Genomic DNA, 25,154 nt, shown 5'->3' with positions numbered 1-25,154 from the left:
GGTATAAAAAGGTAATGTGGAGCAAAGAGTCGCGCGGCGCGACTCTTTGCCCAGCCCCGATATCCCCTAGATACCACCGCCGGTAAGCCGCTGGCAGATCAGGTCCAGCTGGTCGAGCGTGCGGTACTTGATCGTCACCGCGCCTGATCGCGGATCGGCATCGGTGGCGATCTTCACCGGCAGGCCGAGGAATTCCTCCAGGTGGTTCTCTACCGCCGCGATATCCGCATCGCGCGCAGGATCGCGTGGTTCGCGTGCTGTACGCTGGCGTGACACCTTGCCGCCATCCTGCGATGCGCGGGCCAGCTTTTCCACCTCACGCACCGAAAGCCGCTTGTCGATCGCCTGCTTCGCCAGCTCCGCCGCATTGTCTCGCCCGATCAGGGCGCGGGCATGGCCCATATCCAGCCTGCCGTTTTCGAGATGGTCGAGCACTTCCGCAGGAAGGCTGAGCAGGCGCTGGAGATTGGCCACATGGCTGCGCGATTTCTCCACCAGACGGGCAATTTCCGCCTGTGTCATGTCTTCCAGTTCGGACAGGCGCTGATAGGCGCGGGCCTCCTCCACCGGATTGAGATCTTCGCGCTGGATATTCTCGATCAGCGCCAGGGCCATCACGTCCCGGTCCGCCAGATCGCGAATTAAGGCTGGAATTTCATGAAGTTGCGCCTTTTGCGCAGCACGCCAGCGGCGCTCCCCGGCCACCAGCTGATAGCGGCCATTGGGCAAGGGGCGGACAATCACGGGCTGGATGACACCGCGCGTCGCAATCGATGCGGCCAACTCCTCCAGCGCATCCTCCGCAAAGTGGCGGCGGGGCTGATCGGGATGTGCCTCTATCACTGCAATCGCCAGACTGGCCAGACCGTCACGCTGGCCCAGTTTTGCACCCGGTGTTGCACCCTGCGCGCGATCGCCCGCAGACTGACCGTCAGCGCGCGCCAGCGGCTCTTCACGGCGCGTCTCGCCCATCAAGGCGCCCAGGCCGCGGCCCAGCTTGCGGCGCGGCAATGGCTTGGCCGTGGTCTCGGCGTTTTCCTGCGTGCTCATGCGGCTTTCCTTTCCTGTGGCAGGCGGCCGATCAACTCACGCGCCAGCGCCATGTAGGCGCGGCTTCCGGCGCATGCGTGATCATAGACCAGCGCAGGCAGGCCGTGGCTTGGTGCCTCCGACAGCCGGACATTGCGCGGAATCACCGCCTCAAAAACAAGTTTGCCCAGACATTCGCGCACATCGTCGGACACCTGATCGGTCAGGCGGTTACGCCTGTCGAACATGGTCAGGACGATGCCGACAATACCCAGATCGGGGTTGAAACGCTGCTGAACCTGCTCAACCGTCTGCAAAAGCTGGCTGAGGCCTTCCAGCGCAAAGAACTCACACTGCAGCGGCACCAGCAGCGTATCTGCCGCACACAGCGCGTTGAGTGTCAGCAGACCCAGCGAAGGCGGGCAATCGATGAAGCACACATCGTGGCCCTGATGATGCTTCAGCGCATTGCGCAGGCGATGCGTGCGCTCTTCCACACCAACCAGTTCGATTTCCGCCCCGCTCAGATCCACCGTTGCCGGGATGAGATCGAGACCCGGAATGCGCGACTGCATGATGCAATCATCCACCGGCACATTGTCCACCAGTATGTCGTAGGTCGAAAGGCCGCGCTGAGACGCATCCACGCCGATGCCGGTTGAGGCATTTCCCTGCGGGTCCAGATCGATCAGCAAGGTTCGCCAGCCAGTCGCCGCCATGGCGGTCGCGATATTGATGGCGGTGGTGGTCTTGCCCACACCGCCCTTCTGATTGGCTATGGCGATACAGATCATTGGATCGGTGGCCTCCCGTGCCCTTTGACGATTCCGGCCTGCGGATCCGTGCTTGATTGTTCCACGTGGAACATCGCCCTGATCGATTCGGGCTGCTCAGACAGTTCTTGCGCTGCCGAACGCCCCTTCGGCAACAGCCACACGGTCTGCTGTGTGGAAAAACGGGCGGATAAGCGGAGGAGTTTTCCCAGCGGAGCGAAGGCGCGCGCGCAGATTACCGCGCTTTCAAAGCTTTCCACATTTTCCAGACGGGACCCATGAACATGGCAATTGGTGAGCGAATATTCCCTGGCAACGCTCTCCAGCCAACTCACCCGGCGCTTGCGCGATTCGACCAGGTGGAAGGCGAGATCCGGCCGTGCGATGGCCAGTATCAACCCGGGCATGCCCGCCCCGCTGCCAAGATCGAGCCAGGGCGATGTTTCACGTGGAACATGCGCAAGCAGCTGGAGACTATCGGCAATATGCCTCTGCCACACCGATTCCAGACTGTTGTTGGAGATCAGGTTCTGCTGCTCATTTTCCCGCGCCAACAGGTCAATGAAGGCGGTCAGCCGCTCCATGCCCGCCGCATCGCACAGGTTTGCGCAATAGGTGCGCGCTTCTTCCTCGGTGGAAATCATGCTGCCTCTGTAGCCGAATTACGCCGCGCGTGTACCAGAACCGCAGCCAGAGCCGCAGGGGTAATTCCCCGCACCCTGCCCGCTGCGGCCAGATTGGCCGGCCTTGCCGTGCTGAGCCGCTCGACCATTTCGTTGGAAAGGCCGGGAACCTGCGCATAGGCGAACCCGTCACCAAGCAGCACGGCCTCGCTTGAACGCAGATCGCGCAGCTCTGCATCCTGCCGTTCCAGATAGGGAGCGTAAGCCGCATCCTCCGCAAGTTCTTCCGCCAGAGCGCTGTCGGTGCGACATTCAGCAGGCAGCAGCGGGATGAGTGCGTGCAGATCGATATTGGGGAAGCGCAGCCATTCCCGCAACGTCAGCCGCCCGGCATCCTGCTTCGCTGAAATACCCAGGTCGATCAATTCACCGCCGGTCACCTTGCGATCAAGCGCGCTATCCCACACTGACCGTTCCTGCTCGCGGGAGGTGACCCACCCGGTGCGCTCCGCCCCGACACAACCCGCATCGATGGCGAGCGGAGTCAGCCGGGTGGTGGCATTATTGGCACGCAGGCGCAGGCGGTATTCGGCCCGCGCGGTGAGCATGCGATATGGCTCGCTCACACCGTGCAAGGTCAGGTCATCGACCATCACCGCCATGTAGGAATTTGCCCGGTCGATGGGGGCAGGCGCCACGCCCCGGACTTTTGCCGCCGCATGCATACCTGCAATAAGGCCCTGTGCAGCGGCCTCCTCATAACCGGTGGTGCCGTTGATCTGGCCCGCGCAATACAGGCCGGGCATTTCCTTCAGCTGCAGATCAGGGCCGAGCGCGCGTGGATCGATATGGTCATATTCCACCGCATAGCCGGGGACGACCATCTCCACCTGCTCCAACCCCTCCATCGTGCGCAGCATCGCGAGCTGCACATCGGTGGGCAGAGAGGTGCTGATACCATTGGGATAGACCATATGCGTGCCCAGCCCCTCAGGCTCGAGGAAGACCTGATGACCGTCGCGATCGGCAAAGCGGTGAATCTTGTCCTCTATCGATGGGCAATAGCGCGGACCGGCAGCACCGATTGCCCCGGTGAACAGCGGCGAACGATGCAAATTATCGGCAATAATCGCGTGGCTGGCGGGATTGGTGCGGGTGATGGCACAGAAAACCTGAGGATTGACGCGCTCCGGCGTCAACGCAGACATGGTCCACGGATCACTGTCAGACGGCTGTTCTTCCAGACGCGCCCAGTTAATCGTGCGCCCATCGAGACGCGGCGGTGTACCTGTCTTCAGCCGCGCCATCGGCAGGCCGGAATTGCGCATCTGCGCGGCAAGGACCTGAGCCGATGATTCGCCGATCCGCCCGCCTGTCAGCCGCTCCTCACCACGAAACAGCGTGCCGCCCAGGAATGTACCGGTACACAGGATCACTGCACCGGCAGGCACCTCGGTCCCGTCGCCCAGAATGACGCCGCAGACACGGTCTTCCTGAAACAGCAGCGAAGCCGCCTCACCCTCTATCAGGGTAAGATTGTCCTGCGCGCGGATCATCTTCTGGATCGCGGCGCGGAACAGGGTCCTGTCTGCCTGCACGCGCGGACCCTGAACCGCACTGCCCTTTGATCGGTTGAGCATGCGGTAATGAATGGCAGCGGCGTCGGCTGCGCGGGCGATCAGTCCATCGAATGCATCGACTTCGCGCACAAGATGGCCCTTGCCCAACCCGCCAATGGCCGGATTGCAGCTCATCGCGCCGATGGTGGCGATATCGAAGGATATGAGGGCCGTCCGCGCACCCATGCGCGCAGCCACAGAAGCAGCCTCGCAGCCGGCATGACCTCCACCGATCACCAGAATATCAAATGCGCTCATCCTGCCCGCCGATAGAACGCTGAGGCGCCAGCGTCAAAGTGGCAATGTTTCACGTGGAACACCGGGCGGCTACTTGCCGATGCAGAACCGGCCGAACAGCGCATCGAGAACATCCTCTGTCGACGTGCGTCCCAGCAGCGCATCAAAGGCAAGCCGCGCCTGACGCAGCCTTTCAGCGACCAGCAGGAGGTCGCGTTCACCTGCAATCGCGCCCAGCTCGTCGGCCGCGAGGCTCACCAGATCACGCTGCCGCCTGTTCAGCGCCAGCTCGCCGGGCCGGGGCAACTGCCCGCTGGCATGGATGACCAGGGCGGACTTCAACGCGTCCATCCCCTCCCCCGTCACAGCGGAGATGCGAAACGCGGGGGTGAGCTTGGGGCAGTGGTCTTCGCGGTCGCACTGCGCATCAATCTCCCACGCGCCTGCAGGACCAGCCCCTTCCGCGCCAAGCCACAGCACCAGGTCTGCGCGGGCAATTTCGCCATGGGCACGATCTATTCCGATGGCCTCGATCTCATCTCCGCTTTCGGTGCGAAGTCCGGCCATATCGACGAAGGAAAACGGCACGCCACCCATGGAAACAGGCCTGACCAGCACATCGCGCGTGGTGCCGGGAATGGCGGCGGTAATGGCCGCCTGATTATCAAGCAAAGCGTTGAAAAGTGTGGATTTACCAGCATTTGGCGGTCCAGCCAGCGCCACCCGGTATCCCTCCCGCAAGGGTTCCGCGGACGGAGCATCAAGGGCCTGCCTCAGCGATAGCGCCAGAGCTTCGATATCCTGCGCAAATCCGGCGGGCAGCGCATCGACATCGTCCTCATCCTCAAAATCGAGGACGGCTTCGACCTGCGCAGACAAATGCAGTAGCTGTTCACGCCAACCCTCCACCTGGCGCGACAAATGCCCGCCTGCTGAAAGGATAGCCGCCTGTCGCTGCAGTTCGGTCTCTGCCGAGAGCAGGTCCGCGAGGCCTTCGGCCTCCGCCAGATCTATCCGGCCATTGGCAAAGGCACGGCGGGTGAACTCACCCGCCCTCGCCTTGCGCAGGCCGGGAATGGCTGAGAGAGCGGCTTCCACCGCAGCGATGACCGCGCGGCCGCCATGCAAGTGAAATTCGGCCAGATCTTCTCCGGTCACCGATGCCGGGCCGGGGAACCACAGCACAAGGCCATCATCCAGCCGCTGGCCCCGATCATCGGTCAGCCATGCGCGCGTGGCCTGCCTGGGAACCGGCAATTTTCCTGCCAGCCTGCCGAGAGCATCACCCGCTGCCGGGCCGGTTACCCGGATGACTGCGATACCCGCCGGCGGCGCTCCGCTCGAAAGCGCGAATATCGTGTCCATCATCGGGGAGGTCAGTTGCCTGAGGAGCGGTTCTTCCCGGAAGGCGTGCTTCCAGCCTGGCCCATCGAATTCTCGATGAAGTTCTGGAACATCTTCAGCCCCAGCTGACCCATCGGCGCCAGCTGCTTGGCATAATCCTCCAGCTGGTCGACACTGGACACACCCTTCATCGCATTGCTGATGGCGTCGACATAGGCCGCATTGGCCTTCTCCACATCGGGCAGGCCCATGAAACGGCGTGCTTCCTCCGGGGAGCAATCGATCTCGATATTCATTTTCATGGCACATGCCCTTCACTTGCGGCGCATCGCCGCCTTGGCGAGATACGCGTCCAAGTGTCATATATGAGCAAGACGGTGGAAATTTCCAGTGGTGGGCACAAATTGCTGGCCGAACGCACATCTGGCCCAAACGCAAAACGGGGAGCCGAAGCTCCCCGTTTCCTTGTCAGTGCACCACAATTCTACTGGTTCATCGTGGCGAAGAAGTCTTCGTTGGTCTTGGAATCCTTCATCTTGTCGAGCAGGAATTCCATCGAGTCGATCGTGCCCATCTGCATCAGAATCCGGCGCAGCACCCACATCTTGGAGAGCTGTTCCTTGTCGACCAGCAGCTCCTCCTTGCGCGTGCCGGACTTGCCGACATCGAGTGCGGGGAAGATGCGCTTGTCGGCAACCTTGCGGTCGAGGACGATTTCGGAGTTACCCGTACCCTTGAATTCTTCGAAGATGACCTCGTCCATGCGGCTGCCGGTATCGATCAGCGCGGTGGCGATGATGGACAGCGAACCGCCTTCCTCAATGTTACGCGCAGCACCGAAGAAGCGCTTGGGGCGCTGCAAGGCGTTGGCATCCACACCGCCGGTCAGCACCTTGCCGGAGCTTGGCACCACGGTGTTGTAGGCGCGGCCAAGGCGGGTGATGGAATCCAGCAGGATCACCACATCGCGCTTGTGCTCAACCAGACGCTTGGCTTTTTCGATAACCATTTCAGCAACTTGCACGTGGCGCGTAGCGGGTTCGTCAAAGGTGGAGGAGATCACTTCACCCTTCACGCTGCGCTGCATGTCGGTCACTTCCTCGGGACGTTCGTCCACCAGCAGCACCAGCAGGATCACTTCGGGATGGTTGTCGGTGATGGCCTTGGCCATGTTCTGCAACAGCACGGTTTTACCGGTACGCGGCGGTGCCACGATCAGCGCGCGCTGGCCCTTGCCCTGCGGCGCGATCAGATCGATCACCCGGGCCGACTTGTCCTTGACCGTCGGATCCTTGGTATCGAGGTTCAGGCGTTCATCGGGATAGAGCGGCGTGAGATTGTCAAAATTGGTGCGGTGACGCACGGCATCAGGATCATCGTAATTGACCTTGAGCAGCTTGGTCAGGGCGAAGTAACGCTCCCCGTCCTTGGGTGCGCGGATCTCGCCTTCCACCGTATCGCCGGTGCGCAGGCCCCATTTGCGGACCTGGTTGGGCGAGACATAGATATCGTCGGGCCCGGCCAGATAATTGGCTTCGGGGCTGCGCAGAAAGCCGAAACCATCCTGCAGAACCTCGATTGTACCGATGCCGAGGATTTCCTCACCGTCTTCCGCCACTTCCTTGAGGATGGCGAACATCAGGTCCTGGCGGCGCATGGTCGATGCACCTTCGACGCCCAGTTCCTCTGCCATGGAGACGAGTTCTGCCGGCGTCCGCTGTTTCAGTTCTTTCAAATGCATGATTCGTAATTCCGTATGTAGTCTGGGAGCCGGCGGGCCGTCTGGGCTTGGAGAAAGCAGACCCGGTCGCTCTGGATGGCGACCTCAAAAGCCGGAATGGTTGCGAATTATGCTTTTCGCGTGGCGCGGTCAATTCGCAATCGATGAAGCGAGCCGCAAAGCGCGACGTAAGGTCAGAACGGCCGGACGATCACCAGGATCACGATCACCGCGGCGGCAATTCCGGGCACTTCGTTGAACAGGCGCAATTGCTTGCCCGTCAGCGTCCGCTCTCCGCGTGCCAGCTTCTTGTGATAGGCGGCCAGATAGCCGTGATAGCCCGACAGGCCGAGCACCAGCAGCAATTTGGCATGCAGCCAGCCTTCGCTCCACAGATTGAGCGTATAGGCCAGCGCCAGCCCCAGCACCCACACCACGATGATCGAGGGGAGCAGGATGATCTTGAGCAGTTTGCGCTCACGATCGATCCACGTCGCTTCTTCCGGCGATCCTTCGGCGGCTTCCTGATGATAGACGAAATAGCGCGGCAGCATGAACAACCCCGCCATCCAGAAGATCACGAAGATGATATGACCGGCCTTGAGCCACAGATACGTCATCGAAAGCACATCCAGCATGGGTTTGATCTAGGCATTCGTTCGCACCAAGTCATCAGTTGGTTTTGGGCCTGTTTGCAGACCTGTTTCAGGCCTTGTCCGACCGGACGATCTCGAGCAGACGTTCAACATGGGCGATGGGAGTGGTCTTGTCGATCCCGTGACCCAGGTTGAAGACATGCGGGCGCCCTTCGAAGGCACGCAGCACCGTGCGTGCCGCTTCCTCCAGCTCCGCCCCGCCCGATATCAGCAGCAGCGGATCAAGATTGCCCTGCACAGGCATGCTGGCTGGCAATTCGCGGTGAATCCAGTGCGGATCGACAGTCTCATCGACGCCGATGGCATCAACGCCGGTCTCCCGCGCATAGGCGGGCAATTTGCCGCCAGCGCCCTTTGGAAAGCCAATGATCGGCACGTGCGGATGGCGCTGGCGAATCGTATCGACGATGCGCGCCGTGGGCGCGACCACCCAGCGTTCGAACTGCTGCGGGGAGAGACTGCCGGACCAGCTGTCAAACAATTGCACCGCCTCGGCACCCGCTTCGATCTGGCCGGAAAGATAGGTGATCGAGCTTTCGACGATCGCATCGATGATCTCGGCAAAGGCCACCGGGTCGCGATAGGCCATTGCGCGCGCCACATGGTGATCCCGGCTGCCCTCTCCCGTCACCATATAGGTCGCCACGGTCCAGGGAGAGCCAATGAAGCCCAACATGGTGGTTTCAGGACCCAGGGCCGCCCGCACCTTGCGAACGGTCTCGTACACCGGCTCAAAATGATGCGGGGCAGCTTCAAGCGAGCTGAGCGTGGCATCCACCAGCCGCGGCGAGAGATGCGGGCCCTCGCCTGCCAGGAATTGCAGATTCTGCCCCAGCGCATGGGGAACGATCAGGATATCGGAAAACAGGATTGCCCCGTCAAAGCCGAAACGGCGGATCGGCTGGAGGGTGACCTCGGCCGCAGCGTCGCTATCGTAAACCAGTTCCAGAAAGCCGCCCTTTTCGGCCCTGAGGGCGCGATATTCAGGCAGGTATCGGCCAGCCTGCCGCATCAGCCACACGGGTCGCTGATCGGTCACTGCACCGCGCAAAGTATTGAGAAGAAGGCCAGGCATCGAGGGGTCCAAACAATATATATCTATATATTTATATAGGTTGCAGGAGTCTGTTGGTCCTGTGGATTTCGGGGATAGCGCGCCCTTGCCCGATTTCTCCCGGAATGAACAGAGGCGGTTGCACTGCGACTCGCTGGTCTTGACTGGTCAAGCAAAGCTTCTCCCCATTATCCCCAGCCTGTCCAAAACCACATCGGCCTGTCCACAAGCCTGCGCCTGAAAGAGCCGGTAGTGGGGGTGGAATCCTCTCCCATGCTTGTCCGCCGCTCTCTCCCGTGGTTTATGCTGGTATTTGTCCACATGGCCCGGCTGCATCTTCACCTCCTGTCTGACTCGACCGGCGAAACGCTCGAGATGATCGCCAAGGCTGCGCTGGCGCAGTTCGATGGCGCCGATGTCACGCGCCATTTCTGGCCGATGGTGCGCTCCAAGCAGCACCTGGACCGGATCCTGCAGGATTTCACCGCCAACCCCGGCCTGGTACTTTTTACGCTCGCCAATCCGGAGACAAGGGGCCACCTGGAAGAACGGTGCAGGACTCTGGGACTGCCGCATGTGGCGGTGCTGGATACGGTGACGCACGCACTGGCCGAAAGGCTGGGCCAGGAAGCCCATTCGCGCCCCGGTGCCCGCCACGTGATGGACGAGGCTTATTTCAGGCGCGTCGATGCGATCCAGTTCACCATCGCCCATGATGACGGGATCGGATGGGAAAACTGGGAGGAAGCGGACATCGTGCTGGCGGGCGTGTCGCGCACGTCGAAAACGCCCACCAGCATTTACCTCGCCAATCGCGGTTTCAAGGTGGCGAATATTCCGCTGGTGGTGGAAAGCCCGCCCCCCACATCGCTGTTTCGCCTGCGCGGGCCGATGGTGGTGGGCCTGACCACTGCGCCCAAGCGGTTGATCCAGATCCGCCGCAACCGGCTGCTGTCACTCAATGAAAAGGCGCAAACGGCCTATGTCGATGAGAGCCGCGTGGAAAAGGAGCTGAGCTTTGCCCGGCGCATGTTTGCCGACAATGGCTGGGCGGTGATCGATGTCACCCGCCGATCGATCGAGGAAACCGCGGCGGCCGTGATCAAGCTCCATCAGGAACGCGCTGCACGCGATACGCCGCCACAGTCTGGCCCCAAGCCAATCTGATGCCGCTATGATCTTGCTCCAATGATTATACTCGCCTCCAAATCCGCCTCCCGCAAGGCCATGCTGGATGCCGCCGGTGTGCGTTTCGACGCGCGCAGTGCCGACATTGATGAGCGCGCGCTGGAGCAGCAACTGGAAGGCGCACTGCCGGGCCGGATCGCCGTGGAGCTGGCCAAAGCCAAGGCACTGGCGGTGGATGGTGGGGAAAGTCTGGTGCTGGGCAGCGATTCGCTGGTGGTCGCTGGTGGCCGGCGGTTTGACAAGCCGGGCAGCCGGGATGAAGCCGCCCGGCATCTGCGGTTCTTTTCCGGGCGCGAAATGCAGCTCCATTCGGCAGCCGCCATCGCGCAGCGCGGCGAAATCGTATGGAGCTGTGCGGCGATGGCATCGTTGCATGTTCGTCCCCTGAGTGAGAGCTTCATCGAGGCATATCTCGATGAAGAATGGCCGCAGGTCAGCTATTGCGTGGGGGTTTTTCGGATAGAGGGACCCGGCGTGCAATTGTTCGAACAGATCGAAGGCGATCATTTCACCGTGCTGGGCATGCCTTTGCTGCAAGTGCTGGCGGCGCTGCGCAATCTGGGGGAGATGCCTGCATGAGCATGGCATATGCAGAGGTGATCGGCGATCCGATTGCGCAGTCCAAATCGCCCGCAATTCACGGCTACTGGATCGACCGGCTCGGACTCGATGCGCAATATCGCGCGTGCCACGTCACTGCCGCCGGGCTGGAGGCGTATATCGCCTCGCGCCGCGACGATCCGGACTGGCGCGGCTGCAATATCACCATGCCGCACAAGCAGGCGGTGATCCCTTTCCTTGACCGGCTGGAAATCGGCGCGGAGCTGATCGGAGCGGTCAACACTGTCACCAGACGTCACAATGGCGCATTGATCGGAACCAGCACCGATGGCGCGGGATTCCTCGAACCTCTGAAAGCGCATCTGGCGCAAAAGCACCTGTTCCGCATGGCGCGCGTGCTGGGGACAGGCGGCGCAGCGCGGGCGATTGTGGCGGCGCTGGCGGAGCAGGGTTTCACCATCGTTCTGGCCGGCCGCAATCCCGCCAAGGCGCAGGCCATCCTCGATGAAATCGATCCCGAGGGGCAGCATCACGCGGTCGATATCGCCCATTTCGCCACCTTCACCGATTTTGCCTTCGATGACCGGCAGGGCTGTTTCGATCTTCTCGTCAACGCCAGCCCGCTGGGTATGGCGGGTCAGGCCGAGCTGGCCTTTGACATGAGCCATGTCCCGCCCGGCTGCGTGGTCTATGACATCGTCACCCATCCGCTGGATACGCCGCTGCTCAAATCCGCGCGCGCCGCAGGGTTTGAAACGCTCGACGGGCTCAACATGCTGATCGGTCAGGCGGCGGCGGCGTTCAAGAAATTCTTCGGTGTCGCCCCGCCGCGCGAAGATGGCGATGCGGCCTTGCGCAAGATTCTTGCCCAATGACCGGGGATGCGGCGGACGGGCCGCTCATCCTTGGCCTCACCGGGTCGATCGGTATGGGCAAGTCCACCGTGGCAGGCATGTTTGCCGATCTGGGCGTGCCGGTGTTCGATGCCGATGCGCAGGTGCGCCGGATGCAGGGCGCAGGCGGATCGCTGATCGCGCGCATAGAGGAGGTGTTCCCCGGCTCGACCGGTCCCGAGGGCGTGATCCGCGAAAAGCTGGGCGCGATAGTCTTCAACGATCCCGGCGCGCTCGCCCGGCTGGAAGCGATTGTCCACCCCGCCGTTCGCGCCGCGCGTGAGGCATTTCTGGCCCGGCACCGCGATGCGCCGCTGGTGGTGTTCGATATTCCGCTGTTGTTTGAGAAAGGCGGCAGCGAGGACGTCGACAAGATTCTCGTCGTGTCAGCTCCCGCCGATGTCCAGCGCGCCCGCGTGCTGGCCCGTCCGGGCATGAGCGAGGAGCGGCTGGCCGCGATTCTTGCCCTGCAAATGCCCGATGCGGACAAGCGCGCGCGTGCTGATTATGTGATCGATACCTCGGTGCCCCTGGGCGAAACCGCAAAATCGGTTGCGGCGCTGGTGGAGAAGCTGGTGCATTGATCAACTGGCTCTTGCCAGCGCTGGCTGCGCGCATAATAGTCTGCCCATGCGCGAAATCGTCTTCGATACCGAAACCACCGGCCTCGACCCCGGCAGTGGTGACCGGCTGGTAGAGATTGGCTGCGTCGAAATGGTCAACAGGGTCACGACCGGGCAGAGCTTTCACGCATATTGCAACCCGCAGCGCGACATGCCGCTGCAGGCAGAGCAGGTCCACGGCCTTTCCGCCGCCTTCCTGTCCGACAAGCCGCTGTTTGCGGATATCTCGCAGGATCTGCTGGCCTTCATCGGCGATGCTCCGCTGGTGGCGCATAATGCGCAGTTCGATTTCGGCTTCCTCAACCATGAACTGGCCGCGTGCGAGCTGGACCCGATCGGGCTGGATCGCATGATCGATACGCTGGCGATTGCCCGGCGGCGCCATCCCGGCGCCAAGCATTCGCTCGATGCGCTGTGCTCGCGCTATGGCGTCGATCGCAGCCAGCGCGTGAAGCACGGCGCGCTGCTCGATGCCGAATTGCTGGCGCAGGTCTATGTGGAACTGACCGGTGGCCGCCAGATCGGGCTGGAGCTGGCCACGCAGCTTGAGGAAGAAGTTGTGACGATCCGCAGTTTCACACCGCGAACCGGATCTTTTCGTGCGCCCCGCCCGCATAATGCGTCGGAACAGGAAATTGCCAGGCACAAAGAGTTTCTAGAATCGTTGGAATCACCACTCTGGCTTAATTGAGTCCCAATCTGGGCGCATACGGTTTGAGCTTACAGGGTGCGAAAGATAACAGAAGGAGAACCCCCACATGGATATTCGCGTTTCCGGCCATCAGATCGATACGGGCTCGGCGCTGCAGGAGCATGCTTCGGACCGCCTTGAATCAATCATCGAAAAGCATTTCAGCCGGGCGCTTTCATCCACTGTCACATTCGGCAAGGCGCCATCGTCCGCCTTTGCCTGCGATATCGTGCTGCATGTGAATCACGGCCTGTTCCTGAAAAGCCATGGCCAGGCGCACGATGCGCACATCGCTTTCGACCAGGCGGCGGACAAGATCGAGAAGCAGCTGCGACGCTACAAGCGGCGCCTGAAGGATCGCCATGAACAGGCAGCCTATGCGCAGAAGGAAGAGGATGCGGCCTATACCATCTTCGCCTCGCAGGAACCTGAGGTTGAAGAACTGCCCGAAGAAGCGCCTCCGGTCATTGCCGAAACCCGCATCGATATCCCTGAAGCCAGCGTTTCGGATGCAGTGATGCTGCTGGATTTACGCCATACCAATGCGCTGTTTTTCAAAAATGCTGGAACTGGAAGGCATAATATGGTCTATCGCCGCGACGACGGATCGATCGGCTGGGTCGAACCATCCTGAGCGTTGCTGGCACCCAATCCTCGGCGGCGTTATTGAACCTCTAAGTTCGCACAGTTTTTTGCGATATTTCAGCGGTTTTCCGGCAGGAAAATCGTGACCGAGAGATTTGTGAAGCCCAAGATCATGGATGCCCTTTTTGCAATGAAGCCTGAATCGGTGGCTATCGTTGATGCCGCCGACAAGCAGGATATCCTGCAGAACCTGAGCGCGTTGTTCGCCCGGGCGTGGGATCTTGATGCCGCAATGGTGCTCGAACATCTTGATGAGCGGGAAAAGCTGGGAAGCACCGGCTTTGGCCGCGGCGTTGCTATTCCGCACGCCCGCATCCCGGGTCTTTCCCGTCCCGTTACCGCGCTGTTGCGGCTGCGCCATCCGGCCAGTTTCAACGCCGCCGACGGGCTTCCGGTGGACCTGTTCTTCGGATTGCTCTCACCTGAAAACAGCGGCGCCAGTCACCTGCATGCGCTGGCCGCTATCTCCCGCCTCATGCGGGACGAGGATATTCGGGAAGAATTGCGCGATGCCCCGCATGAAGAGGCCATTTATGGCCTGCTGACCAATGTCTCGGACAGATCCGTCGCCTGATCCCGTGCCAAGCGGAGCTGCCGTGCATTTTCGCGCGCTTGAGTCGCTTTATGCGTCCGCGCCGATAAACAGCATGTTCCGCTCAAGGCTGGAAGTGATTGGCGAGGGTCTTTCGCGCATCACCTTCGATGTCGATGAAGCGATGCACCATGCTGCCGGTGCCGCGCATGGCACGATCTATTTCAAGATGCTGGATGATGCGGCCTTCTACGCCGCCAATTCGCTGGTGTCCGACCGCTTCCTGCTGACCACCGGTTTCAACCTGCATTTCACCAAGCCCGTGCGGCATGGCCGGGTGGTGGCGCTGGGCAAATGGGTGAGCGGCAAGCGCCGCGTGTTCGTGGCCGAAGCCAGCCTGGTGGATGAAGAAGGTGACGAGATCGGCCGGGGAACCGGAACCTTTATGCGGTCCCACATCGCACTTTCGGGTCTGCCCGGATACAAGGCAGAAGGTTAAGCTGTATGGATGCCCGCATTCCCGCCCATCTGGAAGTTTCCGGCCTTTTGCGCGCCGTGCAGGCCGCTGGCGGCTTTGCCACGGTGATCGCAAAGGGTGAACGCGATGCCGGGACATTGCTTGTAATATGTTGCGAAAATGGCACAAAATTACGTGCTTATGAAAGAATGCCACAGGCGGATGGCACCAGAAAATGGGTGCTGACAAAGCGGGAAGACCCTGAAAATCCATCGGAATTTTCCGAATATTGTGACAGGCGAAAGCGCCAGGACAGCGATTTGTGGATCGTTGAACTGGATATCGCAGATGGTGAACGCTTCATCCTATAACCGGGAACCATTGGTTGACTATTAAGTCTCCGTCGCTATTTGGCCCGCGACTTCCAAAGCGTTAGTCATTCGCGATACGGCAATTACGCCGGGCCGGATGGTGCGCAGACGGGGGGCAACCGACAGGTCTTTCTTTTGTAAGGATCGCGGCATTTTCGGGTTGTAGTGAAACCCGCGATCGCTGGCCTGTGACGGGTTTCCCACCGCCTCGAGTTACAGGAAACATGAATCGCAAGACCCATCGTGTCGGGGCGTTAGCCTCGGCTGCAATGCTGGTTGCAGTATTTTTCGGTGTCGGCCTGACCGGCGCCATGGCCCAGGACCAGGCCGAGCCGACAGCGCTCGAACAGGTCGAAACTCAGGCTCCAGATGCCACACAGGCGCCCCAGAATGCGGTGCGCTTCGTTTCCCAGCCGATGGTGCAGGACATTCCTGCCCCCGAACTGGTTGATAGCCCCACGGCACTGGAAGCATCATCGCTGCGTGAACTGGTCGCAAAGACCCCTGTCAGCAACGCCATGTCGCGTGAGATGGAGTGCCTGGCTGAGGCAGTCTATTTCGAATCGCGCGGTGAACCGCTCGCCGGCCAGCTGGCCGTGGCGCAGGTGATCATCAACCGTGCCGAATCCAATCTCTTCCCCGATGATTATTGCTCGGTTGTCACGCAGCGCGCGCAATTCTCATTCGTTCGCGGCGGGCATATCCCCACCCCCAACACATCGTCGCTGGCCTGGGAACGGGCCCGTGCAATTGCCCGCATCGCGCATCAGGAATTGTGGGACAGCGAAGCCGATGATGCGTTGTATTTCCACGCGGCGCATGTTTCGCCGCGCTGGGCGCGCAACAAATCCACCCGCGCGCGGATCGACAGCCACATCTTCTATCGCTGAGTGATTGCCGGCTGGCTCCCCATCAGGGCGCCGGCCGGTATCGTCGCCGGGTATCAGTCGGCCAGTTCCACCCACACAGGAGCGTGATCGCTGGCCTTTTCCCGCCCGCGGTGTTCCTTGTCCACGCCCGCTGCCACCAGCCGGTCTGCGCATGCGGGTGACAGCAGCAGGTGATCGATGCGGAAGCCGTGATCGCGCTGCCATGCACCGGCCTGGTAATCCCAATAGGTCCACACTCCGCCGCGCGGGTTGAGCGTATCGATCGCGTCGGTCCAGCCATCGTTGAGCAGGCGGCGATAGGCATCGCGTGATTCCGGCTGCATCAGCGCGTCATTCTCCATCGCCTTGATCGACCACACATCCTTGTCTTCGGGGATGACGTTGTAGTCGCCCAGCACCACTGCGGGGATCTCTGCCGCCAGATGCTCCGCCATGCGCGCGCGCAACCGCTTCATCCACGCCAGCTTGTAATCGAATTTGGGGCCGGGCTGCGGATTGCCGTTGGGCAGGTAGAGATTGCAGATGCGTATGCCGTTCACCTCGGCCTCAAGATAGCGCGCCTGTTCGTCGCTATCGTCGCCGGGCAGGCCGCGCTGCACTTCAACCGGCTTCACGCCGTCAGCCAATATGGCCACGCCATTGAAGCTTTTCTGCCCGTGCCAGATGGCATGATAGCCGATCTTCTCGAATTCCTCGGCCGGGAAGCCCTGATCCTGCGTCTTGATTTCCTGCAGGCAGGCGACCGCGGGGCGGGTTTCCGCCAGCCATTCCAGCAGACGCGGCAGGCGCGCCTTGATGCCGTTGATATTGAAACTGGTTATTCGCAAAGTGCCCCCCTTGGCGTCGTCAGATGCCGAAGGAACTGCCACAGCCGCAGCCAGAGGCGGCATTGGGGTTTTCCACCCTGAACGCCGCACCGCCAAGCGATTCGACGAAATCAACCACGCAGCCAGCCACCAGATCCAGACTGACGGGATCGACCACCAGCTTGACGCCATCGGTCTCGCTCACTGCGTCATCGGCCTGCAGATCGTCATCCAGATCGAACTTGTACTGGAAGCCGGAACAACCGCCGCCTTCCACCGAAAGGCGCAAGATTGCGGGCTTGCCCTGCTTCTGCGCGATCCATCCCACGCGCTGCGCGGCGGACTTGGTGAGGGTGAGCGTTTGATCCATGCACGTGATGTAGGATGCGCACGCCCCGCACTCAAGGGCGCTTGGCCACCTGCACTCAGGCCATGGAGATATATTCGCGCATCTGCTCGGCCTCGGCCTCGATAATTCCCATCCGGTATTTCACCAGATCGCCGATGGACACGAAGGCCAGCAGCGCATCGCCGTCGACCACCGGAAGGTGGCGGATGCGCCGCTTGGTCATCAGCGAAAGCGCCTTGAGCACATCGCAATCAGGACCGATAGTGATGGCCGGTGACGTCATCACGTCACTGACCGGCCGCTGCAACACATCGGCCCCTTCACGGGCGATGCAATAGAGCAGGTCGCGCTCGGAAAATATGCCCACAACCCTGGAATCCTGCGTTACCGGCAGTGCGCCGATGCGCTTCTCCGCCAGAAGGCTGGCAGCGTGATGGACCAGGTCGCCGGGCGAACACTGGATGATGTCCTGTTTGTGACCTTCTATCAGGCGGGCGATTGACATCGTTTTTCTCCTTATCCCGTCGTCATCATGCCACGCTTTGCCGAGTCTGGGCAAATTCTGGCCCGATCATGCCGAAATGCCGCGTTGCCAGCACCCTCTTGTGAGGGCATGAGGCGGGCCATGGCCAAGCATTCCCCGCTCGACGATCCACAGACAGCTACCTACGCCTGGGCGCGTTACCGGCGGCTGATGCGGTTCATGTTCATGCTGACGGTAGCCGTGGTGATCATCGCCATGGCACTGATCTACAAGCAGAACGGAATGATATCGGTCCACTTCTTCATCGCCACCGCGCTGGGGATCGGTTTTTCGATGCTGTTGATGAGCGCGCTGATGGGGCTGGTGTTCCTGTCCAGCGGCACCGGTCATGACGAATCGGTGGAAGACCCGCTCAAGGATGAGACAGACCAGGCCTGACTAGGCCGACTCATCTGCCTGATCCGCGCGCCCGCGCAGGCGGAATTCCTCTACCGGTTCTCCGCCAATCAGGTGCTGCTGGATGATTTGCTCCAGCACGTCCTCATTGCAGGAGTGATACCAGATGCGGTCGGGCCAGATCATGGCAATTGGCCCGGCAACGCAGATTTGCAGGCAATCGGCCTTGCTGCGCTGGATACCGCCGCTGCCATCCTGCCGCTTGGGACCGAAAAGCCCCAGCTGCTTGAGCCGCTTCTTGAGGAACTTCCACGCGCGTTCGCCTTCCTCACGCCGGCAGCATTCCTGCTTTTCGGATATGCCGCACAGGAAGATGTGCCGCTCAATCGTCTCTCCGCCAATCTTGTGCAGAGCGCGCGAAGCCTGTTCCAGCTGATCGGGGGAATGGCCTGTATCGCTCATGTGCGGAGCCAGCCGAAGCGCTGCAGGGCGCTAGCCAGGATCAGCGCTTCTTGCCGGCGATGCGGGCAATCTCTGCCTTGACCAGCCGCTCCACAATCTCGGGCAGGTGGGCATCGAGCCATTGCGCCATCATCGGGCGCAGCATTTCGCGAACCAGCCCCTCGAGAGAGGTTTCGCCCGAGCGGACGATCTGTGGCGGCACTGATGGGCCAGAGAGCATGCTGAGCGCGGCAAGCGACTGGCGCATGGCATCGGCAGCTTCGTCCGTGGTCAGCCCTTCGCCCGAATCGCCGATTTCATCCTGTGCCATTTCAGCGGCGATCATGCCCAGATCGAGTACGTCGTCATCTGCCTGAACATGTTCCTGACCATATGACGCGTCGCGAACCATGCCGGCGCTTTCCCGGCGCTTGCGTTCAGCCTGCGCAATCTCGCGATTGTCACGGGCGATCACCTTCTTGATCGATTCGAGGATCTCCTCGACTGACGGTTCGCCATCCTGACGCATAAAGCCCCTGCCTGCCTGAACTGTGCGCGTCTGAACTGCGCGCGCCCGATCCGATTGATCAGTCTTGCGAAATCTCGCCATCTTGTGCCGGTATGTCAACGGTGCGCGTGGACCGGGCGACAGGATCGGGATCGCTGTGCCAGTCGAGATAGATCCCGCGCGAACGTTCATAATTGACCACGGGATCGTACAGCGGGCCTTCGCTCTCCAGTCCCAGATCGCGCGCTTCGGCGCGGCCCATCGCGGCCAGCAGGCTAAACCCGGCGACATATTCATTGCGGCGGGCCGTCACCAGCTGGACCTGTGCACGCAGCAATTCCTGCTCGGCATTCAGCACATCGAGGATCGACCGGTTGCCGATGGAATTTTCCGCGCGCACGCCTTCCAGGCTGAGCTCTGCGGCATCAACGGCGGACTGGGTCGAAGCGATGATTGACCGGGCCGCCTGCCAGTTGGAATAGGATGAGCGGACCTGTGCGATCACGCTGCGTTCCGTGGCAATGCCCTGCTCCAGCGCGACCGAGGAATTGGCCTGCGACTGGCGTTGCTGGGCGGAAATACGGCCACCCTGAAAAATCGGGATCGACAGGCGCAGGCCCGCCTGTGCCGAGGTGCTGACCTGCGATGGTGCCGCGGCGCCGGGAATGCTGCCCAGCGTGCCGAGGTAATTCTGATAGCCGCTGCTGGCGAAAGCCTCGATCCGCGGCAGGCGTCCGGCACCGGCGGCATCGATATCGTAGCCGGCAGCCTGAATGCGCTCCCGCGCGGCGATCAGGTCCGGGTTATGTTCCAGCGCCAGGTCCACGGCCTGTTGCAGATCGGCAGGAAGGCCGGGCAGCGGCGGCGGCGCTTCCAGAGCATTGGGAGCAGAGCCAACCAGCGCGATGTAGTTTTCCCGCGCGATCACCAGATTGGCCTGCGCTGTGCGATAATCGCTGCGGGCAAGCGCCAGCCGGCTTTCCGACTGGGCCACGTCGGTGCGCGTCAGATCGCCAATCTCGAACCGGTCGCTGGTGGCTTCCAGATTGGTTGACAGCACGTCGACGTTATTCGCCGTCAGGCCGACGATCGCCTCATTCTGGATGACGTCCATATAGGCGGAGACGACGCGCGTGAAAATCGTGCTTTCGGTACCGCGCAGATCGGCGCGGCCCGCCTCGACCCGGTTTTCCGCCGCGCGAACGCCATTGCGTACGCTGCCGCCGGAATAGAGCGGCACGCCAAGATCGATATTGGCCGACAGCGATCGCTGCGGGGAAATGAAGCTGGCAGAGCTTTGCTTCAGGAATTCGGTCAGGCTGGCCGAGGAACTGAGCGAAGGCAGGCCGCTGGCGCGCTGGATCGGCACGGTTTCATCGGTGGCGCGCAACTGTGCACGCGCGGCTTCCAGTTGCGGATTGCTGAAATATGTCTGTGCCAGCGCTTCCTTCAGCGTATCGGCAGCAGCCGGGCTGGCAGTTAGACAGACGCAGGCGAGCAGACTCGCTTTCAACCCTTTGGCGGGCATGTTCAGAATCTCCAGCCCTTGGGCTCATCAAATTGGGGAAGGCGAGGAATGCCGATTTCCGCGATCGGTTGCAGGGCAATGGTTCCTGCCAGCTTGCGGCCCTGTGCCAGATGGGTAACCCCATCCCTGACAATGCCGGTAACGATCCGGCCATTGTCGGCCAGGCGCTTGGCCAGTGCATCGGGAATATGTTCAGCCGCCCCGTCAATAATCAGCAGATCGGCCTTTTTCCCGCGCCCGGCTTCCAGTGCCTCCTGCGGGGTAAGCACCTTGAGAGAGGCGACCAGCGGACGCAGCAATTCGGCCAGATAGCCGCTGCCGCCATCGACGACGATCGCGCTTTCATGCGGCTTTGGCGCGGCTTCCTGCAACATCTTGCCGTGCACCAGTGGGGCCGCCAGGAACTTGCCATCGCCCAGCGGGATGGCCCGGTCGACATAGGCAACGCCCTTGACCGATGCGGGCACGAAATCCTCGCGCGCAACTTCGCCCATGCGGCGGATAACGTCATCGCCAACCACGCCGCTGGTGCGCAACTGGCTGTCAATCATCGCCCTGCGGGCGGATTGCGAGCCACTGGAAAGGGGCCGGGTTTCAACCATGGTCACTGCTATATATCTCTCGTCGCTTGAATGGGCGGAGCCTTAAGCGCAACATAGCGCAAGGCCAAGGCCTTTGACCATAACAGGGTGCAGCCTTAAGGGATGTCGAAAATTGTATCAGCAGGAGTCACCCTTCGATGAATGACGTCACCATTATCCGCGAGGAAGACATCATCGAGAGTGTGGCCGACGCGCTGCAATACATCTCCTATTACCATCCGATGGATTACATCAAGGCTCTGGGTAAGGCTTATGATGCGGAAATGGGGCCGGCGGCCAAGGATGCCATCGCCCAGATCCTGACCAACAGCCGCATGTGCGCGGAGGGGCATCGGCCGATCTGCCAGGACACCGGCATCGTCAACGTGTTCGTCAAATGGGGCCAGGATTGCCGCTTGGCATCGGACAAGGCCTTGCAGGACGTGGTCGATGAAGGCGTGCGCCGCGCCTATAATCACAAGGACAACAAGCTGCGCGCCTCGATCCTGGCCGATCCCGCTTTCACCCGCCGCAACACGCGTGACAACACGCCGTCGGTGCTGTCGGTGGAGATGGTGCCCGGCAACACGGTATCCATCGATGTCGCGGCCAAGGGCGGCGGCAGCGAGAACAAGAGCAAGTTCAAGATGATGAACCCGTCCGACAATATCGTCGACTGGGTGGTCGAACAGATCCCTTCGATGGGCGCGGGCTGGTGCCCACCAGGCATGCTGGGCATCGGCATTGGCGGCACGGCGGAACATTGCATGAAGCTGGCCAAGCTCAGCCTGATGGAACCGATCGACATGGGTCAGCTCAAGGCGCGCGGCGCGCAGAGCGATATCGAGCAGCTGCGCATCGATATCTATGACGCGGTCAATGCGATGGGCGTGGGCGCACAGGGGCTGGGCGGGCTTTCCACCGTGCTCGATGTGAAGATTCTCGACGCGCCTTGCCATGCGGCGGGCAAGCCGGTGGCGATGATCCCCAATTGCGCCGCCACCCGCCATGCGCATTTCACCTTGGACGGATCAGGTCCGGCCTATCTCGATCCGCCAGACCTCAGCCAGTGGCCCGATGTGCACTGGCAGCCCGATGCGGCGGCCAAGAAGGTCGATCTGGACAATCTGACCGCGGAAGAAGTTGCCGGCTGGCAGAACGGCGACCGCCTGCTGCTGAACGGCAAGATGCTGACGGGCCGCGATGCGGCGCACAAGCGCATTCAGGACATGCTGGAACGCGGGGAGGAGCTGCCGGTCAGCTTCCGGGGCCGCGCCATTTATTATGTCGGCCCGGTCGATCCGGTGATGGGCGAAGTGGTCGGCCCGGCGGGCCCCACTACCGCCACCCGGATGGACAAGTTTACCGAAATGATGCTGGACCAGGGCCTGCTTGCGATGATCGGCAAGGCCGAGCGCGGGGCCGATGCGGTGGACGTGATCAGCCGCTTCAAGGTGGCCTATCTGATGGCCACGGGCGGGGCTGCCTATCTGGTCGCCCGCGCCATCAAGGAATCGAAGGTGGTCGCCTTTGAGGATCTGGGCATGGAGGCGATCTACGAATTCACCGTGAAGGACATGCCGGTAACGGTGGCGGTGGATGCCAGGGGCAATAATGTCCACACGCTTGCCCCGCTGCACTGGCGCCGCCGGATTGCCGAGGAAGGCCTGTTGCAGCCCGGTTGATCGACCAAATGCCGTCCCGCTTCGACCGGGATATGGCGCGGGGCTGGCGTCCGGGGGCTGGCTGGGGGTAAGTAAAGCGGAATGAACAGGGAAAAACCTGAAGATCTGGTCGCGCGCGTGCCTTTCAGCACGGTACTGGCATCAATTGTCGGACTGTGGGTGTGCTATTTCCTGCTGACCACCCTGCGCGGTGAGCTGGTTGATCTGGGCTTTGTGACAGAGGCGTTCTGGCGCCGCGCGCTGGCATCGTTCCTCGGCATACTCATCACCATCGGCCTGTGGTCGATCCTGCGGCTGTTCGATCCACGCCCCTTGTGGCTCAAGATCTGTGCGGCGCTGCTGCTGTCCATGCCGGTGGCCATGCTGATCGCACAGAGCAACCAGATGGTCTTCTCATCGATGGAGGAACGGGTGTTCACGCGCACGGCGGAACAGCGCGGCTTTACCGTCCACCGCAGTGAAACGGGTGACCTGCTGGTGGATATTCCCGCGATGGGCATTCCCACCATGCCGGGCGCGGAAGCCGGCACCGACACCGTCACCGTCAATGCCACCAGCCTGCAAGGCACGCAGTGGCAGCAGCTGACCGAAGTGGCGTATGGCCGCTATTTCATGATGCTGGCGTGGTGCGCGCTCTATCTGGCGCTTCTGACAGGCGAAAAGGCCCGCGCGGCGGAACGGCGAGAGGGCACCTATCGGCGCGCGGCAAAGGCGGCGGAGCTGCGATCGCTGCGCTATCAGGTCAATCCGCACTTCCTGTTCAACACGCTCAACTCGCTGTCGGCGCTGGTGCTGACCGGCAAGACGCAGGCGGCGGAGCGGATGATCCAGATGCTTTCCACCTTCTATCGCCGCAGCCTGGCCGATGATCCCACCTGCGATGTGACGCTGGAGCAGGAGATTGCGCTGCAAAAGCTCTACCTCGATATCGAATCGGTGCGCTTCCCGCTGCGGCTGGTGCCAGATTACCAGGTGCCACCAGACCTGCAGGATTGCCTGATTCCCGGCATGATCCTGCAACCGCTGGTGGAAAATTCGGTCAAGCACGCGGTCGCTCCATCGTCCGGGCAGGTGACCATCACCCTTGCCGCGCGTGAGGAATACGGGCGGCTGGTGGTGACCGTTTCCGACGATGGACAGAGCGCTGCCGGCAAGGATGAGACCCGTCCCGGCTATGGCATCGGCCTGGCCAATGTGCGCGAACGGCTGGAAGCGCGCTTTGGCCATGAGGCATCGATTGTGTCCGGCCCCGTGCCCGGCGGCTATGCCACCCACCTGCGCCTGCCGATCCTGCGCGACCGCCATGCCGCCGAGGCTGCGGAATGAGTGCCGCGAACGATATCGCCGGTCTGCGCACGCTGATCGTGGATGATGAGCCGCTGGCGATTGAGCGGATGCAGGTGCTGTGTGCCGAGCTGGCCGGAATCTCGGTTGTCGGCACCGCCAGCGATGGCGAAGCGGCGCTGCGGCTGGCGGAAAAACTGCAACCGGACCTGCTGCTGCTGGACATGACCATGCCGGGCATGGACGGGCTGGCGGTGGCGCGCGGTCTGGGCAAGGTCAGTCGCACCACAGCGGTGATATTCGTCACCGCGCATGAGAATTTCGCCGTTGAGGCGTTTGACATGGATGCCGTGGATTATGTGCTCAAGCCTGTCGCCGCTGACCGGCTGGAACGCGCCATCGGCCGCGCGCTGGCCCGGCGCGACAATGCCGGTTCGTCTCCGGACGTCCAGTGGCTGAGCGAATTCTGGGTGCCCAACCGGTCTGAACTGCTGCGGATCGATGCCGATCAGGTCAGCCGCATCGATGCCGAGCGGGATTATGTGCGCCTGCATGTTACCGGCCCGGATGAAGCGCCGCGCAGCTATCTGCTGTTGCAGACCATTGCCGGGCTTGAGGCCAAGCTGGACCCGGACAAATTCATCCGCATCCACCGCTCCACCATATTGCGCCGCGACGAGATCCGCGGCCTGCGCCATGAAGGTCTGGGCGTGTGGTGCGTGGAATTGCAGGATGGTGAGGATCTGCGCATCGGGCGAACCTATCTGCGCAAGGTAAAGGCTCTGGCCGGCCGGTGATCGGGTTCGAGCAAGCCAAGCTCTACATGATCAATTATTCGGGCATGTCGCGCGATGCGCTGCATATCCATATCAGCATATTGCTGTTTTTCGCGGCGCTCTGGCTGAGCGGCCGGAAGCTGGGCAGCCTGCTGCCGCTGGTGATCGTGTTCGGCTTCTGCATCGCGGGAGAGATTGCCGACATCTTGCGGCTGGCACGGCTGCTGCAATGGCAGCAACCGCTTGAAAATTTTCATGATATCGCCAACACCATGTTCTGGCCGGTGGCCTTCACCGCCTATGGCCGGTGGCGCAGCCAGCGCCCTTCGATATCACCGGATGAACCTGCCGATAGTGACCCGGACGCATAGAAGGGCGCCCTGGGGCAGGCGCCCTTCCGCTTCGCAGCA

The 25,154-nt window shown here is 61.7% G+C and carries 31 protein-coding genes; 15 read left to right on the top strand and 16 right to left on the bottom strand.

From position 1 onward, the window contains the following. Window positions 1–66 precede the first annotated feature (66 nt). From GRI32_RS07620 to hemE, 9 genes are all read right to left on the bottom strand, one after another. Window positions 67–1,050 (bottom strand): ParB/RepB/Spo0J family partition protein, encoded by a 984-nt coding sequence (locus GRI32_RS07620; RefSeq protein ID WP_160590803.1) that lies wholly within the window; start codon window positions 1,048–1,050, stop codon window positions 67–69. Further along, complete coding sequence (locus tag GRI32_RS07615) at window positions 1,047–1,823, bottom strand: ParA family protein (protein WP_160590802.1); 777 nt, start codon at window positions 1,821–1,823, stop codon at window positions 1,047–1,049. The genes GRI32_RS07620 and GRI32_RS07615 overlap by 4 nt, the downstream gene beginning before the upstream one ends. After that, entirely contained in the window at window positions 1,820–2,386 is a 567-nt protein-coding gene (gene rsmG / locus GRI32_RS07610) for a 16S rRNA (guanine(527)-N(7))-methyltransferase RsmG (protein WP_419866764.1), read from the bottom strand. The genes GRI32_RS07615 and rsmG overlap by 4 nt, the downstream gene beginning before the upstream one ends. A gap of 56 nt (window positions 2,387–2,442) precedes the next feature. Continuing rightward, window positions 2,443–4,302, bottom strand: a complete 1,860-nt coding sequence (gene mnmG / locus GRI32_RS07605) for a tRNA uridine-5-carboxymethylaminomethyl(34) synthesis enzyme MnmG (protein WP_160590800.1) — start codon at window positions 4,300–4,302, stop codon at window positions 2,443–2,445. A 69-nt stretch (window positions 4,303–4,371) separates the two neighbouring features. Then, entirely contained in the window at window positions 4,372–5,649 is a 1,278-nt protein-coding gene (mnmE, locus tag GRI32_RS07600) for a tRNA uridine-5-carboxymethylaminomethyl(34) synthesis GTPase MnmE (RefSeq protein WP_160590799.1), read from the bottom strand. A gap of 8 nt (window positions 5,650–5,657) precedes the next feature. Further along, complete coding sequence (locus tag GRI32_RS07595; protein ID WP_160590798.1) at window positions 5,658–5,927, bottom strand: DUF6489 family protein; 270 nt, start codon at window positions 5,925–5,927, stop codon at window positions 5,658–5,660. A 182-nt stretch (window positions 5,928–6,109) separates the two neighbouring features. After that, window positions 6,110–7,366: a transcription termination factor Rho gene (rho, locus tag GRI32_RS07590; protein WP_160590797.1), complete on the bottom strand. Its 1,257-nt coding sequence runs from the start codon at window positions 7,364–7,366 to the stop codon at window positions 6,110–6,112. Window positions 7,367–7,539: 173 nt separating this feature from the next. Beyond that, complete coding sequence (locus tag GRI32_RS07585; protein ID WP_160590796.1) at window positions 7,540–7,983, bottom strand: CopD family protein; 444 nt, start codon at window positions 7,981–7,983, stop codon at window positions 7,540–7,542. A gap of 67 nt (window positions 7,984–8,050) precedes the next feature. Further along, window positions 8,051–9,076: a uroporphyrinogen decarboxylase gene (gene hemE / locus GRI32_RS07580; protein ID WP_160590795.1), complete on the bottom strand. Its 1,026-nt coding sequence runs from the start codon at window positions 9,074–9,076 to the stop codon at window positions 8,051–8,053. Between the two features lie 300 nt (window positions 9,077–9,376). On the opposite strand from hemE, the gene GRI32_RS07575 reads away from it, so the two are divergent. The 10 genes from GRI32_RS07575 (at window position 9,377) to GRI32_RS07530 (ending at window position 15,906) form a co-directional block, all read left to right on the top strand. Then, a complete protein-coding gene (locus GRI32_RS07575; protein ID WP_160590794.1) occupies window positions 9,377–10,222 on the top strand; it encodes a pyruvate, water dikinase regulatory protein in 846 nt (281 codons plus the stop codon). A 21-nt stretch (window positions 10,223–10,243) separates the two neighbouring features. Beyond that, window positions 10,244–10,822 (top strand): Maf family protein, encoded by a 579-nt coding sequence (locus GRI32_RS07570; protein ID WP_160590793.1) that lies wholly within the window; start codon window positions 10,244–10,246, stop codon window positions 10,820–10,822. Continuing rightward, complete coding sequence (aroE, locus tag GRI32_RS07565; RefSeq protein ID WP_160590792.1) at window positions 10,819–11,679, top strand: shikimate dehydrogenase; 861 nt, start codon at window positions 10,819–10,821, stop codon at window positions 11,677–11,679. The genes GRI32_RS07570 and aroE overlap by 4 nt, the downstream gene beginning before the upstream one ends. After that, a complete protein-coding gene (gene coaE, locus GRI32_RS07560) occupies window positions 11,676–12,281 on the top strand; it encodes a dephospho-CoA kinase (RefSeq protein ID WP_160590791.1) in 606 nt (201 codons plus the stop codon). Before aroE ends, coaE begins: the two co-directional genes overlap by 4 nt. A 46-nt stretch (window positions 12,282–12,327) precedes the next feature. Continuing rightward, entirely contained in the window at window positions 12,328–13,011 is a 684-nt protein-coding gene (dnaQ, locus tag GRI32_RS07555; protein WP_160590790.1) for a DNA polymerase III subunit epsilon, read from the top strand. Between the two features lie 67 nt (window positions 13,012–13,078). After that, window positions 13,079–13,645 carry a ribosome hibernation-promoting factor, HPF/YfiA family gene (gene hpf / locus GRI32_RS07550; protein ID WP_160590789.1) on the top strand — a complete coding sequence of 189 codons (567 nt, stop codon included), beginning with the start codon at window positions 13,079–13,081 and terminating at the stop codon, window positions 13,643–13,645. Between the two features lie 123 nt (window positions 13,646–13,768). After that, window positions 13,769–14,230, top strand: coding sequence for a PTS sugar transporter subunit IIA (locus GRI32_RS07545; protein WP_160591119.1), 462 nt, complete (start codon window positions 13,769–13,771; stop codon window positions 14,228–14,230). Further along, window positions 14,205–14,687 (top strand): PaaI family thioesterase, encoded by a 483-nt coding sequence (locus GRI32_RS07540; RefSeq protein ID WP_160590788.1) that lies wholly within the window; start codon window positions 14,205–14,207, stop codon window positions 14,685–14,687. Before GRI32_RS07545 ends, GRI32_RS07540 begins: the two co-directional genes overlap by 26 nt. Window positions 14,688–14,692: 5 nt before the next feature. Beyond that, a complete protein-coding gene (locus GRI32_RS07535; protein WP_160590787.1) occupies window positions 14,693–15,016 on the top strand; it encodes a DUF1491 family protein in 324 nt (107 codons plus the stop codon). 269 nt (window positions 15,017–15,285) lie between these two features. Next, complete coding sequence (locus GRI32_RS07530) at window positions 15,286–15,906, top strand: cell wall hydrolase (RefSeq protein ID WP_237437440.1); 621 nt, start codon at window positions 15,286–15,288, stop codon at window positions 15,904–15,906. A gap of 53 nt (window positions 15,907–15,959) precedes the next feature. Here GRI32_RS07530 and xth read toward each other — a convergent pair whose 3' ends face one another. Genes xth through GRI32_RS07515 form a run of 3 tightly spaced genes read right to left on the bottom strand, consistent with a single transcriptional unit; the run spans window position 15,960 to window position 17,566 of the window. Next, complete coding sequence (xth, locus tag GRI32_RS07525; protein WP_237437439.1) at window positions 15,960–16,733, bottom strand: exodeoxyribonuclease III; 774 nt, start codon at window positions 16,731–16,733, stop codon at window positions 15,960–15,962. A 19-nt stretch (window positions 16,734–16,752) separates the two neighbouring features. Then, entirely contained in the window at window positions 16,753–17,082 is a 330-nt protein-coding gene (gene erpA, locus GRI32_RS07520; RefSeq protein ID WP_160590784.1) for an iron-sulfur cluster insertion protein ErpA, read from the bottom strand. A 55-nt stretch (window positions 17,083–17,137) separates the two neighbouring features. Further along, complete coding sequence (locus GRI32_RS07515; RefSeq protein ID WP_160590783.1) at window positions 17,138–17,566, bottom strand: CBS domain-containing protein; 429 nt, start codon at window positions 17,564–17,566, stop codon at window positions 17,138–17,140. A 120-nt stretch (window positions 17,567–17,686) separates the two neighbouring features. On the opposite strand from GRI32_RS07515, the gene GRI32_RS07510 reads away from it, so the two are divergent. Then, window positions 17,687–17,983, top strand: coding sequence for a hypothetical protein (locus GRI32_RS07510; protein WP_160590782.1), 297 nt, complete (start codon window positions 17,687–17,689; stop codon window positions 17,981–17,983). Here the strand turns inward: GRI32_RS07510 and GRI32_RS07505 are convergent, their stop codons facing one another. From GRI32_RS07505 to GRI32_RS07490, 4 genes are read right to left on the bottom strand one after another with little or no spacing between them, the layout of a single operon-like run. Beyond that, the gene (locus tag GRI32_RS07505) at window positions 17,984–18,403 is read right to left on the bottom strand and encodes a (2Fe-2S) ferredoxin domain-containing protein (RefSeq protein ID WP_160590781.1); all 420 of its coding nucleotides are present in this window, start codon (window positions 18,401–18,403) and stop codon (window positions 17,984–17,986) included. Between the two features lie 40 nt (window positions 18,404–18,443). Then, a complete protein-coding gene (locus GRI32_RS07500; protein ID WP_160590780.1) occupies window positions 18,444–18,911 on the bottom strand; it encodes a DUF2497 domain-containing protein in 468 nt (155 codons plus the stop codon). Window positions 18,912–18,969: 58 nt separating this feature from the next. Then, window positions 18,970–20,418 carry a TolC family outer membrane protein gene (locus GRI32_RS07495; RefSeq protein WP_160590779.1) on the bottom strand — a complete coding sequence of 483 codons (1,449 nt, stop codon included), beginning with the start codon at window positions 20,416–20,418 and terminating at the stop codon, window positions 18,970–18,972. 2 nt (window positions 20,419–20,420) lie between these two features. Further along, window positions 20,421–21,020, bottom strand: coding sequence for a protein-L-isoaspartate O-methyltransferase family protein (locus GRI32_RS07490; RefSeq protein WP_237437438.1), 600 nt, complete (start codon window positions 21,018–21,020; stop codon window positions 20,421–20,423). Between the two features lie 137 nt (window positions 21,021–21,157). Between GRI32_RS07490 and GRI32_RS07485 the strand changes: the two genes are divergently transcribed. The 4 genes from GRI32_RS07485 (at window position 21,158) to GRI32_RS07470 (ending at window position 25,115) form a co-directional block, all read left to right on the top strand. Then, complete coding sequence (locus GRI32_RS07485; RefSeq protein ID WP_160590777.1) at window positions 21,158–22,684, top strand: fumarate hydratase; 1,527 nt, start codon at window positions 21,158–21,160, stop codon at window positions 22,682–22,684. A gap of 81 nt (window positions 22,685–22,765) precedes the next feature. After that, the gene (locus tag GRI32_RS07480) at window positions 22,766–24,010 is read left to right on the top strand and encodes a sensor histidine kinase (RefSeq protein WP_160590776.1); all 1,245 of its coding nucleotides are present in this window, start codon (window positions 22,766–22,768) and stop codon (window positions 24,008–24,010) included. Beyond that, the gene (locus GRI32_RS07475; RefSeq protein WP_160590775.1) at window positions 24,007–24,765 is read left to right on the top strand and encodes a LytR/AlgR family response regulator transcription factor; all 759 of its coding nucleotides are present in this window, start codon (window positions 24,007–24,009) and stop codon (window positions 24,763–24,765) included. The genes GRI32_RS07480 and GRI32_RS07475 overlap by 4 nt, the downstream gene beginning before the upstream one ends. Beyond that, entirely contained in the window at window positions 24,762–25,115 is a 354-nt protein-coding gene (locus tag GRI32_RS07470; RefSeq protein WP_160590774.1) for a hypothetical protein, read from the top strand. The genes GRI32_RS07475 and GRI32_RS07470 overlap by 4 nt, the downstream gene beginning before the upstream one ends. Window positions 25,116–25,154 lie beyond the last annotated feature (39 nt).

The organism is Alteraurantiacibacter aestuarii (assembly GCF_009827405.1).
Taxonomy (GTDB): Bacteria; Pseudomonadota; Alphaproteobacteria; order Sphingomonadales; family Sphingomonadaceae; genus Alteraurantiacibacter; species Alteraurantiacibacter aestuarii.
Note: the sequence above shows the minus strand (reverse complement) of the source record. Positions and strands in the feature narration are given on the sequence as shown.